This window comes from Bacteroides sp. 2201st1_D9_2201SCRN_220225 (assembly GCF_040928965.1).
Classification (GTDB): Bacteria; Bacteroidota; Bacteroidia; order Bacteroidales; family Bacteroidaceae; genus Bacteroides; species Bacteroides stercoris.
Genome location: NZ_JBCODG010000093.1, coordinates 1 through 14369 on the forward strand (window position 1 = coordinate 1; position 14369 = coordinate 14369).

General features: G+C 51.1%; 9 protein-coding genes and 1 pseudogene. 8 read left to right on the forward strand and 2 right to left on the reverse strand.

What is annotated here, in order from left to right; genetic code table 11:
• The first annotated feature begins 423 nt into the window (after positions 1 to 423).
• Both aroC and AB5903_RS20065 read left to right on the forward strand, forming a co-directional pair.
• On the forward strand, positions 424 to 1500 hold the full coding sequence (aroC, locus tag AB5903_RS20060) for a chorismate synthase (protein WP_005657216.1): 1077 nt from the start codon (positions 424 to 426) through the stop codon (positions 1498 to 1500).
• A gap of 49 nt (positions 1501 to 1549) precedes the next feature.
• Positions 1550 to 2902: a dipeptidase gene (locus tag AB5903_RS20065; protein WP_016661810.1), complete on the forward strand. Its 1353-nt coding sequence runs from the start codon at positions 1550 to 1552 to the stop codon at positions 2900 to 2902.
• Between the two features lie 63 nt (positions 2903 to 2965).
• Here the strand turns inward: AB5903_RS20065 and AB5903_RS20070 are convergent, their stop codons facing one another.
• Positions 2966 to 5119, reverse strand: a complete 2154-nt coding sequence (locus AB5903_RS20070) for a DNA topoisomerase 3 (protein WP_368118165.1) — start codon at positions 5117 to 5119, stop codon at positions 2966 to 2968.
• 436 nt (positions 5120 to 5555) lie between these two features.
• On the opposite strand from AB5903_RS20070, the gene AB5903_RS20075 reads away from it, so the two are divergent.
• The 4 genes and pseudogenes from AB5903_RS20075 to AB5903_RS20090 form a co-directional block, all read left to right on the forward strand.
• Positions 5556 to 6887, forward strand: a complete 1332-nt coding sequence (locus tag AB5903_RS20075; RefSeq protein WP_034535952.1) for a sulfatase — start codon at positions 5556 to 5558, stop codon at positions 6885 to 6887.
• Between the two features lie 44 nt (positions 6888 to 6931).
• Positions 6932 to 9562, forward strand: a complete 2631-nt coding sequence (locus tag AB5903_RS20080; RefSeq protein ID WP_368118167.1) for a DUF4962 domain-containing protein — start codon at positions 6932 to 6934, stop codon at positions 9560 to 9562.
• A 40-nt stretch (positions 9563 to 9602) separates the two neighbouring features.
• Complete coding sequence (locus AB5903_RS20085; RefSeq protein WP_368118168.1) at positions 9603 to 11822, forward strand: glycoside hydrolase family 95-like protein; 2220 nt, start codon at positions 9603 to 9605, stop codon at positions 11820 to 11822.
• A 465-nt stretch (positions 11823 to 12287) separates the two neighbouring features.
• Positions 12288 to 12488 (forward strand): annotated as a pseudogene (locus AB5903_RS20090) (winged helix-turn-helix transcriptional regulator); the annotation flags it as partial.
• Positions 12489 to 12587: 99 nt separating this feature from the next.
• Here AB5903_RS20090 and AB5903_RS20095 read toward each other — a convergent pair.
• Positions 12588 to 13208 (reverse strand): HU family DNA-binding protein, encoded by a 621-nt coding sequence (locus tag AB5903_RS20095; protein WP_368118170.1) that lies wholly within the window; start codon positions 13206 to 13208, stop codon positions 12588 to 12590.
• A gap of 174 nt (positions 13209 to 13382) precedes the next feature.
• On the opposite strand from AB5903_RS20095, the gene AB5903_RS20100 reads away from it, so the two are divergent.
• A complete protein-coding gene (locus tag AB5903_RS20100) occupies positions 13383 to 13739 on the forward strand; it encodes a hypothetical protein (protein ID WP_368118171.1) in 357 nt (118 codons plus the stop codon).
• On the forward strand, positions 13708 to 14369 hold a 662-nt coding region (locus AB5903_RS20105), incomplete at its 3' end, for a BT4734/BF3469 family protein (protein WP_368118172.1). The genes AB5903_RS20100 and AB5903_RS20105, both read left to right, overlap by 32 nt.

A 14369-nucleotide genomic window follows, 5' to 3' on the forward strand; every position in this document is an offset into this window, starting at 1 on the left:
GATCTAAATGATCCCCTGATTCCGGGGCTTTTTGATTAATTGTTTAACTCGTCCCATTTTAACGGGACACTAATGAAAATCCCTACATAGTTAAGGGTTAGTTAATATTCTCTTTTATATCGAGGGTGCAAAATAACAGTTTTTAAAGCCTTTAAACAAGGTCTTTAATAAAAAATAGATGTCCTTTTTTTCATATAGGAAGAATTATAAGCATTCTTTACATTATTAAATACTCTTACATGTTTCCGCAAAAAGATACGGTTTCAAACAGTATTTTTATTCTCTAAAAGTCGGGAAATAAAAGATTTATTGTCATTTTTGAAACGTTTTACAAAAAAAATTGTTACCTTTATAAAGTCAAAGCCTTTTATAACAAGGCAAACTGGCACATTAACCTCATTATAAACCCTTAAAGCAATTGATATGTTCAACTCATTCGGCAATATTCTCCGCCTTACCAGTTTCGGAGAATCACACGGTAAAGGCATAGGCGGCGTAATAGACGGATTCCCCGCAGGAATCACCATCGATATGGACTTCGTACAATCGGAGCTCGACCGCCGGCGACCGGGGCAATCACGCATCACTACCTCACGCAAAGAATCCGACAAGGTGGAATTCCTTTCCGGCATCTTCGAGGGCAAGTCCACCGGATGCCCCATCGGATTCATCGTGTGGAACGAGAACCAACACTCCAACGACTATAACAACCTGAAAGAAGTATACCGCCCCTCGCACGCCGACTATACATATAATGTAAAATACGGAATACGCGACCACCGTGGCGGCGGACGCTCATCGGCACGCGAAACCATTTCGCGCGTAGTGGCAGGCGCATTGGCAAAACTTGCCTTGAAACAGCTTGGCATCCGCATCACCGCATACACCTCGCAGGTAGGCCCCATCAAACTGGAAGAAAACTATACCGCCTACGACCTCGACCTGATTGATACCAACCCGGTGCGTTGCCCCGACCCGGAGAAAGCCAAAGAAATGGAAGAGCTTATCTTCAAGATAAAGGGCGAAGGCGATACCATCGGTGGCGTGGTGACCTGCGTTATCAAAGGATGCCCCATCGGACTGGGACAACCCGTTTACGGCAAACTCCAATCCGCCCTTGCCGCCGGCATGCTCAGTATCAACGCCGCAAAAGCGTTTGAATACGGCGAAGGCTTCAAAGGACTGAAGATGAAAGGCTCCGAACAGAACGACGTGTTCTATAACAACAACGGACGCATCGAAACGCATACCAACCACTCCGGCGGCATTCAGGGCGGCATCAGCAACGGACAGGACATCTATTTCCGCGTAGCCTTCAAGCCCGTGGCAACCGTACTCATGGAACAGCACACCGTAAACATGGACGGCGTGGACACCACCCTCAAAGCCCGCGGACGTCACGACCCCTGCGTACTGCCCCGCGCCGTGCCCATCGTGGAAGCCATGGCAGCCATGACCCTGCTCGATTTCTACTTGATTGACCGTACTACACAATTATAACAAACGGGTGATAAAGTGATAGGATATCACCTCATCATTTCACATTATTATGGAAATAAAGAAATATATCGCAGAGAACGAATCCGGAATGCTGGAAGAGCTGTTCAGCCTTATCCGTATCCCCAGCATCAGTGCCAAACCCGAACACCACGACGACATGCTGGCGTGTGCCGAACGCTGGGCGCAACTGCTGCTCGCCGCCGGTGCAGACGAAGCACTGGTAATGCCTTCGGCTGGCAATCCCATCGTATTCGGACAGAAGATTGTAGACCCGAAAGCCAAAACCGTATTGATATACGCACACTACGACGTAATGCCCGCCGAACCGCTGGAACTCTGGAAAAGCAATCCCTTCGAACCCGAAGTACGCGACGGCCACATCTGGGCGCGCGGTGCGGACGATGACAAAGGACAGTCCTTCATCCAGGTAAAGGCTTTTGAATATCTGGTAAAGAACAACCTGCTGACTCATAACGTCAAGTTCATCTTTGAAGGAGAGGAAGAGATTGGCTCGCCCAGCCTCGAAGGCTTCTGCCGGGAACACAAAGAACTGCTGAAAGCCGACGTAATCCTCGTGTCCGACACCAGCATGCTGGGTGCAGACCTTCCCTCGCTGACTACCGGCCTGCGCGGACTTGCCTACTGGGAGATAGAGGTGACCGGTCCGAACCGCGACCTGCACTCCGGACATTTCGGCGGTGCGGTGGCCAACCCCATCAATGTGCTTTGCGGAATGATAAGCAAGGTGACGGATGCCGACGGACGCATCACCGTTCCCGGCTTCTACAACGATGTGGAAGAAGTGCCGCAGGCGGAACGTGAAATGATAGCGCACATCCCGTTCGACGAGGAGAAATACAAAAAGGCTATCGGCGTAAATGCCCTTTTCGGCGAAAAAGGATACAGCACGCTGGAGCGCAACAGTTGCCGTCCGTCTTTCGATGTATGCGGCATCTGGGGCGGCTATACGGGCGAAGGTTCTAAAACCGTACTGCCCTCCAAGGCATACGCCAAAGTATCCTGCCGACTGGTTCCGCATCAGGATCATCACAAGATTTCGCAACTGTTTGCCGATTACATCATGGCTATCGCCCCCGATACCGTACAGGTAAAAGTCACCCCCATGCACGGCGGGCAGGGATATGTATGCCCCATCACGCTCCCGGCATACCAGGCTGCGGAGAAAGGCTTCGCCAAAGCTTTCGGCAAGAAACCGTTGGCAGTACGTCGCGGTGGCAGTATTCCCATCATCTCCACATTCGAGCAGGTATTGGGCATCAAAACCATACTGATGGGATTCGGTCTGGAGTCCAACGCCATCCATTCTCCCAACGAGAACATTCCGCTGGATATACTGCGCAAAGGAATCGAAGCGGTTGTTGAATTCCATCTGAACTACTGATACCTGAAAAGATTTCAGAGCAGCATCCGGAAAATACGGAAAGGATTATAACCGGATATAACTTTACTCGAACGGCTTGCGGAATGTACAACCGCTTTTCCATTCGGAACAACCGTAAGCCGTTTTTCCTTTAATAACCGTTCCTTTTCCGCAAAGCGGGCAAGGCTGTCCTACCAGCGCATCGGCAGGTTGCTTCTCAGCGGCCGCCTGCTCCGTTTTCTTCGTTGCAGACTTCCGCGGCGCTCTTTTCTTCGGTTCTTTCTTCGGTTTATCGGATGCGGCAGCGGCTTTTTCTCCCTTACCCTTTTCCGGCACGGGAGCCTGTATTGTGATATGACGGTTGCTGTTATCGGAAAGTACACTCATCACAATCTCCGATACCATCTGCTTCAACTCCTCCAAAAACTGTCCGGCATTATAGGTACGCTTCTCTATTTCACGCAACTTCTTTTCCCATATACCCGTCAGTTCGGCAGATTTCAACAACTCTTCGTGGATTATCTGAATCAGTTCCACACCCGTAGGGGTAGCTATCAGGTTCTTTTTCTCCTTACGGATATAGTTGCGCTTGAAGAGCGTCTCGATAATGGCGGCACGCGTGGAAGGACGGCCGATGCCGTTCTCTTTCAAGGCATCGCGCAGTTCGTCGTTATCCACCAGCTTACCGGCAGTTTCCATGGCGCGCAGCAAGGTGGCTTCGGTGTACGGACGCGGCGGTTGCGTCCACTTCTCGTACAGGTCGGGCAGGTGCGGGCCGCTCTCTCCCACCACAAAGGCGGGGAGCACATTCTCTTCTTCGCCGCCCTTCTCCTCTTTTTCCTCCTGCGACTGTGCCGAGGGCGTGCCGAATACCACACGCCAGCCGGGTTCCAGTATCTGCTTGCCCGAAACCTTAAACTCTATCTGCTCCACCTCGCCTATTACGGTGGTTGTAGCGAACAGACAGTCCGGATAGAACACGGCAATGAAACGGCGTGCAATCAGGTCGAATACGCGGCGCTCCATATCCGTCAGGTTCTGGGGCGGCTGGCCGGTAGGAATGATGGCATGGTGGTCCGTCACTTTCGAGTTGTCGAACACCTTCTTCGACTTCGGCAGAGTAGCCCCGTCCAACGAAGCAGTCAACGCCTGGTAATCTCGCAGTCCCTTCAGTATACCGGGACATTTGGGATAGATGTCGTCACTCAGGAAAGTGGTATCTACACGCGGATAGGTCGTTACTTTCTTTTCGTAAAGCGATTGGATGGTTTTCAGCGTCTCATCAGCGGAGAAAGCGAATTTCCGGTTGCACTCCACCTGCAGGGAAGTCAGGTCGAACAAACGGGGCGGAGCCTCTTTCCCGTTCTTGCGGGTGACGTTCGTTATGGTAAAAGGAGAATTCTTTATCTGTTCCAGCAAAGCCTCACCCCGTTCCCGGTCTGTGATAGGTTCTATTCCCCGGTTATCTTCGGGTTTGGCAGCTTTGGCGGCTACCCCTTCTTTCTGCTTTTCCGCTTCCAGCACCAGTTCCTCATCGCTCTTGCGGAGAATGGCGGAGAAGGTGGTGTCGCGATACACCGTCTTCAGTTCCCAGTATTGCTTGGGAACGAAGTTCTGTATTTCGAGCTGTCGGTTTACGATGAGCGCGAGCGTAGGCGTCTGCACACGTCCGATGGAAAGTACCTGCCGGTTCTGCCCGTACTTCATGGTGTACAGGCGGGTGGCGTTCATGCCCAGCAGCCAGTCGCCGATGGCACGCGAAAGCCCCGCCTCGTACAACGGCTGGAAATCGGACGCATCCCTCAGTTTGGCAAACCCTTCGCGGATGGCTTCTTCCGTCAGCGAAGAAATCCACAGACGCTTCACCGGACAACGCGCACCGGCTTTCTGCATCACCCAACGCTGAATCAGCTCTCCCTCCTGTCCGGCATCACCGCAGTTTATAATCATGTCGGCATGCTGCATGAGGTTCTCGATTACGTGGAACTGACGTTCGTAGGTAGGGTTGCTGATAAGCTTGATGCCAAAACGGGGCGGAACCATAGGCAGGCTGCCCAAGCTCCACGACTTCCAGTTGGGTGTGTATTCGTGCGGTTCCTTAAGGGTACAGAGATGCCCGAACGTCCAGGTCACCTGGTATCCGTTTCCCTCGATGTACCCGTCTTTCTTATCTTTCGCTCCGAGTACATCGGCTATGTCACGCGCCACGGAAGGCTTTTCGGCAATACAAACTATCATTCGCTTTTCTTTTTTAGGCAATGCAAAGATAATGCAAAAATTCGATTAAGCGAGCCGGGGAAGGAAGTTGTTCTTGTTTCAGACACAGAGATGCAGAAACACAGAGTCTTAAAAACGGCTCTTTTCATGTAAGGCTGTTCCTCTCCCTATCCCCTCTCCTACTCTGTGTTTCCGCATCTCCGCGTTCACATTCCCCCCGCGTTTCAGTGCCTCCATATCCCTCTTTTAGCACAAAATTAAAACAGAACTATACAAAATTAGCAATCAAATAAACATTCCGTACCATAAAAAAAACATTAGAGTCCGCAGATACATGGAAAAAGGCGTAATTTAGCAATCGAGGAACAGTCTCCGAAAAAACAATTATAAAACTAATAATATGGTAAAACAAATCTCAGTGAAGCACATAGCCTGCCTATCCCTGCTCAGTACATCAATGGCACACGCTGCCGAACGTCCCAACATCATCTACATCTTTACCGACCAGCATACGGCAAACGCCATGAGCTGCGCCGGAAACCCGGACTTGCACACGCCCAATCTGGACAGACTGGCTGCCGCCGGTATCATGTTCCAGAATGCTTACTGTACCGCACCGCTCAGCGGCCCTTCACGCGGCGCCATGTTTACAGGATGCTATCCAGGCACAACAGGACTGTTGGTCAACGGTGCTCCGCTACAAGAATCGCTCCAGACACGAACCCTGGGCACACTGGTAAAAAATGCTGGATACGAATGCGCCTACGGCGGCAAATGGCATGTGCCCGAACTCGATATCCCGGATAAAGTGCGAGGATTCGACCAAATTTACAAACACAGCGATGACGGACTGGCAGAAGCATGTGTGGAATTCCTTTCGCGCAAACACAACAAGCCTTTCTTCCTGGTAGCTTCTTATGACAATCCGCATAATATCTGCGAATATGCACGCAGCCAGAATCTTCCCTACGGCAACCTGGACATACCCGAAATACGCAATTGTCCGGGACTTCCCCCTAACTTTGCCAAGAATCCGTACGATGCCGATGTCATCGAGAAAGAAAGGGAAAACAATTTCAACGTCTACCCCACCGCCACTTTCACCCCCGAAGACTGGCGTATGTACCGCTACACATACTACCGCCTCGTAGAGAAAGTAGACCGTGAAATCGGCAAGATTGTAGACGCCATCGACAAGAATAACTTGTGGGAGAATACCGTCGTTATCTTCTCCAGCGACCACGGAGACGGAATAGGCGCCCACCACTGGAACCAGAAATCGGCCCTGTACGAGGAAGTGGTAAACATCCCGTTCATCGTAACCCTGCCCGGCAAGAAACATGCCGGCACAAAGCTGCCGCAGCTCATCAGTAACGGTGTGGACTTCTTCGCTACCGTTTGCGACTGGGCAGGCGCCAAACTGCCGGAAGACGCTGACGGAAAGTCGTTCCGCAAAATAGCCGAAGAAGGCAATCCGCAAGCTCCCCACCAGGAGTATGTCATTACCGAAACACAATTCGACGGCAGCAAGACACGGGGCTGGATGGTACGCACCGCACGCTACAAATATGTATTGTACGACAAAGGAAGACACCGCGAACAACTGTTCGACATGCAGAACGACCGGGGCGAGACAAGAAACCTGATGATGGAGAACGCCTATACGAAAGTGGCGCAGGAACATCGTGATATTCTTGAGAAATTCATGAATAGCCATAAAATCAGACCGACGCGTCCCAAATTGCACGATGTACCGGGAAAGGTGCTCACAAAAGCAACCAAACATTAAACCGCCATCAGACCAAGAATCAATAAACTTATATAACGCTGTATATGAATAAAATAGTATCCACCATCATTTTCTTCAGTCTTGCAGCCACTGCACAGGCGCAAACGGCCGGAGAAGCCACCATCAGGCTCACCGGCACAACGCTGATGCACGAAATGCGTGCAACTCCCTCGCCGCTGGACGGCGCTGAAATCAGCGACCGTGCCGTGTCTTTCCAATGGCCGCTGCCGGCAGGCCTCAACATCCTGCGAAGCGGACTGGACGGTGCGGAAGAGAACACCCCAAAAAAAGAAACAGACAAAAGCAAGCTACGCTACTTCCTGCGCTACTCGCAAACTCCGGCATTCAAGCCGGAAGCGACCGTACAGGCCGAGACGCGCTGGCCGTTCTTCAACCCCAAACAGGATTTGGCTCCGGGCACATGGTACTGGCAATACGGCTATGTTACGGACGGAAAGACCGAATGGAGCGATACGCTGCAATTTACGGTAAAGAACAATCCCCGGAAATTCTGCCCGCCCGCACTGGATGCCGTACTTAAGAACCTGCCTGCCCACCATCCCCGCGTATGGCTCGACAGGGACGAATGGGACGGTTTCATAAAGCGCAGCGAGGGCAAAACCGAACGCAAGACTTACCTCAAACGTGCCGACAAAGTACTTGCTACTCCGATGAAGTCGGTAAACGACATTAACTCGGACCTGGCAAAAGGACTGGCCAACGAGATGCAGAAAAATGCCATGCTCACCCGCGAAAGCCGCCGCATCATCGACAGCGAAGAAGCGAATACCGACGTACTTATCCGCGCCTACCTGCTCACCAAAGACCGCCGCTATGCCGACGAAGCCGTGAAGCGCGTCAAGGAGATGGCGACCTGGGGAGACAACAAAAACGTGGTGGGCGACTTCAACGAAGCCACCCTGCTCTCGCTCTGCTCCATGGCATACGACGCACTGTACGATGTTCTGGACGATGCCACGCGCAGATTCCTGCTGAACGAAATAAAAGCATTCGGCAACAGCATGTACATGCACGATATCAACCGCCTGGAAAACCACATCGCCGACAACCATGTGTGGCAGATGACTTTCCGCATCCTCACCATGGCAGCCTTTACCGTTTACGGTGAACTGCCCGAAGCCGATGCGTGGACGGACTATTGCTATAACCTGTGGCTCGCCCGCTTCCCCGGTCTGAACAAGGACGGAGCCTGGCACAACGGCGACTCCTACTTCCACGTCAACATCCGTACACTTGTAGAAGTGCCCTATTTCTATACCCGCCTCACCGGCTTCAACTATTTCTCCGACCCCTGGTATCAGGGAAATGCCCTGTACGTCATCTACCAGCAGCCGCCATTCTCAAAATCGGGCGGCAACGGCAGCTCGCACCAGAAGATACTTACCCCGAGCGGTACGCGTGTTGGCTACGCCGATGCTCTGGCGCGTATGACCGGCAATACATTTGCCGCAGATTACGTGCGCCACATCAGCGCCCGCCAGCCCGACATACTCGAACAGGGAAGCACCTCGAAAGCCGGCGGCCTTGCATGGTTCCGCCTGCAATGCGACAAGCCCTTGCCGGACGGGCCGGGTTTGAAAGACCTTCCCATGGGACATGTATTCCCGCAGAGCGGACTGGCCTCGTTCTCCACCAACCTGGACGATACCCGCAAAAGCGCCATGCTCAGCTTCCGCAGCAGTCCTTACGGCAGTACCTCGCACGCCATAGCCAACCAGAATGCTTTCAATACTTTCTGGAACGGCCAGTCGCTCTTTTACAGTAGCGGACACCATACCAGCTTTACCGACATACACGGCGTTTACTGCCACCGCGCCACCCGCGCCCACAACACCATTCTGGTGAACGGCATGGGACAACGCATCGGAACGGAAGGTTACGGCTGGATTCCCCGTTACTATGTCAGCGACAATATCAGCTATGTGGCAGGCGATGCTTCCAATGCTTACGGAAAGGTTATCTCACCGCTCTGGCTGCTACGCGGCGAACAGAGCAACCTGGAATTTTCCCCTGAAAACGGTTGGGACGATACCGGTCTGAAAATCTTCCGCCGCCACATCGTAACCTTAGGCAAAAGCGGTTATTCCTTTATATACGACGAGCTGGAAGCCGAAGAACCCGTGACCTGGAGCTACCTGCTACATACGGTTACCAACCCCATGAATGTGGACAAGACCCGGGAATACGTACACATACGGGCCACCAGCAAGGACGGTGCGTCCGATGCCTATCTCTTCTCCTCCGGAACGCTGGAAACGGATACGACCTCCCGGTTCTTCGTACCTGCCGTCAACTGGCTGCGTGCCGATGAGAAGGGACACTTCGCACCCTATCCCAACCACTGGCACTTCACCGCAACATCGGACAAGCAGAAAGTGTACCGCTTCGCTACAATTGTGTACACACATGCCAAAGACAATGATGCGGAAAACGCACAAGCTGCTCCCCGCAAACTGAAAGACGGTAGTATCCAAATCGGTAACTGGAATATCAAAGCAAACATATCCACCGCCGGAAAGCCTTCTTTCGAAGTACGCAACACGCGCAAAGACTGCGACGCAAGCGTCAGTTACAAGGATTACGGCGCAACCGTGATACATGATAACGGCAAAAAGACCGAGTTGAAGGATGAGGTTCCGGAACTGGAAATCTAACAGCAAGAAAACATATCAGCAAGAAAACATATACGGACACATGAAGAAACTGCTACTGCTCACAATCGCAATCTGGTACCTGACAGCCGGCTGTTACAGCCAGACAGACTGGAAAAGTTTCATGTCACAGCAGGACATGACCTGGACCCGCCTGCCCCAAACCTGGTACGAAGCCCCCTTCATGGGAAACGGCAGCATGGGTTCCTATATCTGCAAGGAACCCGGAAAAAACGCCATACGGGTAGATGTAGGCAACAGTATGGTACACGACCACCGCACAGACGATGCGAGCATCTATGGAAGAGGCCGGCTGCTTATCGGTTATTTTCTCCTGCATCCCGTGGGAGAAATAAAATCCGGCGACCTGAGGCTGGACTTATGGAACGCTGAAACCACCGGGTGTATCCGTACCACCCGGGGAGAGATAAAGCTGAGAGCCTGTGTCACTTCCGAGAGTCCCTATATCCTGGTCGAAGCCGAAGCTACGGCAGGCGAAAAGGAGTTCACCTGGAAATTCTATCCGGAAAACACGGATTCGCCGAGGCAGTTGAATGCAATCCGGAAGGGTAACAAGAACCACCTCAAAAAAGACTATGTGTCCAATCCCGCCCCGCAACTGTCCGCACGCAATGGGCTGAGCCTCTGCTGGCAGCCCCTGCTCGCCGGCGGCGGTACTGCCACAGCCTGGAAAGAGATTAGGAAAGAGAATACAAGCACGCTTATCGTAAGCAACGCACATTCCTTTCCCGGAACAGAGGCTTTGCAAAAGGCGGAAACGGCACTGGCAAGCCTGCAGGAAGCCGACCTGCCCGTGCTCCGGAAAGTACACCGGGAATGGTGGCATAACTACTATCCGCAAAGTTTCGTGAGCCTTCCCGACAAGAAGATGGAGAATTTCTACTGGGCGCAGATGTACAAGCTGGCATCGGCCACCCGCACCGGCGGCGGACTGCTCGACAACAGCGGTCCCTGGCAAGTGCTGACTCCCTGGCCCAATGCCTGGTGGAACCTGAATGTGCAACTGAGCTACTGGTCCGTATACCCATCCAACCGGCTGGAACTGGGCATGCCGTTGGTGGACGCAATAGGAAACAATCTGGACAACCTGATAAACAACGTTCCCGAACCCTACCGGAAAGATGCCGCCGCACTGCCCGTAGCCACCGACTTTACCCTGACGGGGGCAACGGTGAATGTTCCCGGAACCGAAAAGAAAGCTCAGGTAGGCAACCTGACGTGGATTTGCCATAACCTCTGGCTGCAATACCGCTTCAGCATGGACGAATCGATATTGAGGAATACCCTGTACCCTACACTGAGACGGGCCGTCAATTTCTATCTGCCTTTCCTGACAGAAGATAAATCGGGCAAGCTCCATTTGAAAAGAACCTATTCTCCGGAGTACGGTACTGCCGAAGACTGCAACTACGACATCGCCCTGCTGCGCTGGGGATGCAATACATTGCTCGAGGCAAGCAGGATTCTATCTGTCGATGACGAGCTGATACCCCGCTGGAAACAAGTCGCAGAACACCTGACCGACTACCCGCAGGACGAAAACGGCATGATGATAGGCAAGGATGTACCTTTCAGCCGCTCGCACCGCCACTACTCGCATCTGCTGATGTTCTATCCGCTCTACCTGTTGAATGCCGAGCAGAACGGCAGCAAGGAGCTTATGGAAAAATCCGTAGAGCACTGGCACAGCCTGCCGGGCAATATCCTCGGGTATACTTATACGGGGGCTTCTTCGCTGTATGCGGCATTCGGCGAGGGCGACAAGGCACTGGAGAAACTCAACGGCCTGTTTGCCCGCACCCTGCGCCCCAACACCATGTATATGGAAAGCGGACCGGTTATCGAGACCCCGTTGTCGGGCGCACAGTGCATACACGATATGTTGCTGCAAAGCTGGGGCGGAAAGATACGTGTATTCCCTGCCGTACCTTCCCAATGGAAAGATGTACAGTTCAAGGACCTGAGAACCGAAGGCGCTTTCCTCGTATCCGCTGTGCGGAAAGGCGGAAAGACAAGTTTCATCCGTATCAAAAGCCTTGCCGGAGAACCGTGTATCCTACGCACCGATATGGCAAATCCGGTTGTAAAGGCCGGCAATGCTACATTGACCCTGCAAAAAGAGGGTGAGTACCTATTGGATTTAAAGAAAGGAGAAAGCGTAATCCTGACTGCCGCAGGGGGGAATATTCCCGTCATAAGTCCTGTCGGCGGAGAAGGAAAAAATTATTTCGGACTGAAATAGAAGGGCGGCTTTGGCAGAATAAAAAACAATCGGTAAACAAGCCCCCGCAAATACCCGTAAAAACAGCCTGGGATTACATTGAATACGTAATCCCAGGCTGTTTTTATATACTTGTCCCATACTTTTTCTACAAAAATATAAGAAAACTGGACAGAACTAAAAGCCAAATCAACGATACTGTAGAATTACAACACACACTAAAAAGCGATTAAATGGGAAAGAACCTAATTTAGCAAACGCAAAAACAAATTGTTATTACTATCATAGATTCCATATGAAAAACATCCGAAGAATCGTCCTTGTAAGACAGAGATAATAGCTTGATTGATAAGGAAAAATCGCTTATTTTTTTTTATTTATTCCGTTATCCAATATCACTAATTTTGCAAAAGGCAATTTGGGAATATAGCCCAATGATACGGTTAAAGACAAATAAAATAAAGCTTGATGAAGTTATATAGAACAAATGATACTGTAAATGATACTGCAAATGATACTGTAAATTCCAAAGAGCAGGAAGTCTTAGATATCATCAATCAATATCCGGGACTTAATTCGTCTAAGATAGCTAAATTGATAGGGAAAAGTACATCTACTACTAAGCGCTATTTAAATTCTTTAGTTAGATTAGGAATATTTGTCATCACTCATCACTACCTACACTAACCTACTGATTATAGGATAGTTGACGTAGTACAAAGAATATTATAACAGTGACGACCAATATTCGGTCGTCACTGTTTTTAAGGTACATTCCGTTATATTTTACTCTGCAACACACTGATTTACAGCCCTTACATACACTTTATGCGACCCTTGCCCCAATGTTGTTAAAATACCTTTCTCCACCAATAAATTGAGGTCATTCAACGCCTTGTTCTTCAAAAGTCCCGTAATTCCGCTGTAATCCTTGCGCGTAATGAAAGGATTTGCATCCAAAAACGCGCATAGTCTGCGGTAACGTTCCGCACCGCTGATATCCTCACTGTGCCGGAAGCCATACCCTGCCCTTACACGTTCCACAAATCCGGCACACTGTTTCCGGAAGCCGGGCGATACGCGGAAATGCACCTTGCCGAAAAATATCGTCTGCGCATGGATTTCCTTCTTGTCCATGACGGAACGTGCTGTCAGTCCCGCCGAGAAATGTCCCATATTGCCCAACTGTACATGATGCCCTTCGGAAAGGTAATAGGAGATGCGGCTTTCCAATGCAGCAAGCACTCCCTCGACGTCTCCGGGAGTAAAACTGGTTGCCTGTGAAATATCGCTGACCAGACGTTTGCCGGTGATAGTCCCCTTGTTCACGATGCGGGGATACATGGGTTGTAATTCGCCGTCTCCTTTCGGGTTGGGCTTCCTCTGAAAATCATACTCTGCTGCCATTGTCGTTCTTTTTTTTTTAGTTATGTAATAATTGAAAATCCTGTTGTATCGGTAGCTTACGCCATTCGGCCGCATAAATTCAGATATTCTCCGCGGTCCGTTCGGGAAAAGCAGGAAGATAAACAACGCTTTGCTTCGTTGTTTTTATTTGTCCGGACCATGCAAAATGCCGTTATGCTTATAGTAAAACCCCGTTTTGCAGTTGCAGGCCCGGCGGTTGCCGGCTGCGGGCTGTGGGGCCCGCATATGAAGGCTCTTCGGCCCGCAATTGCAAAACGGGGTTTTACACCTTGTAAAGATACAAAATTCATTAGGAAAAGTCAAGTTTTCAACGGTTTGTTTTCCAATTATTTCCATTTATTTCCGGAGATAAATGCTGGCAAAAATCTTAAAACAAAAGGACGGATTTGCTTGCTTCCGGCCCGTTTTATGCGTATCTTGCAGAGTCTAAGAGAAACGCTCTTATCTCCATCAAATTTTTCCAAACAACCAACACCGGATGAGAATAACCTTTATCAAGGAAAACCGTGACGCGGGCACGGAAAGTATCAGCACCTGCGATACAGCCGCATTTATTACCAGAATCAAGTCGGAAACCAAGCCCGGACATGTCAGTGCATTACGCACCATGCTCGAATATACAAGCCATGGCAGCGGCGGAACCTACGGACATATCGACAAGCTTCCCCGCATATGCCCCGCTACGGAGTACGGACGCAGCCGCGAGGGCGAACGGCGAATGAAACGCTACAACGGTATCGTACTGCTGGAAGTGAGCGGTCTGTCCGGCATGTCCGAAACGGAACTGGTGAAAGAACAGGCGGCACTCCTTCCCCAAACCTATGCAGCTTTCGCAGGAAGCAGCGGACGGAGTGTGAAGATATGGGCGCTGTTTGCCTTACCGAACGGCAAACTTCCGCAACGGGAAGAAGAAATCAGCCTGTTCCATGCACATGCTTACCGCATGGCGGTACAATGTTACCAACCCCTGCTTCCGTTTCCCGTAACGTTGAAAGAGCCCTCGCCTGCCGATACTTTCCGCATGACGCTGGACGAAACGCCTTACTTTGCTCCCGATGCCGTGCCTTTCTGTCTCGAACAACCCGTGACGATGCCCGGCGAGCGGACATTCAACCAACGAAAATTGGCGGAAAACAACCC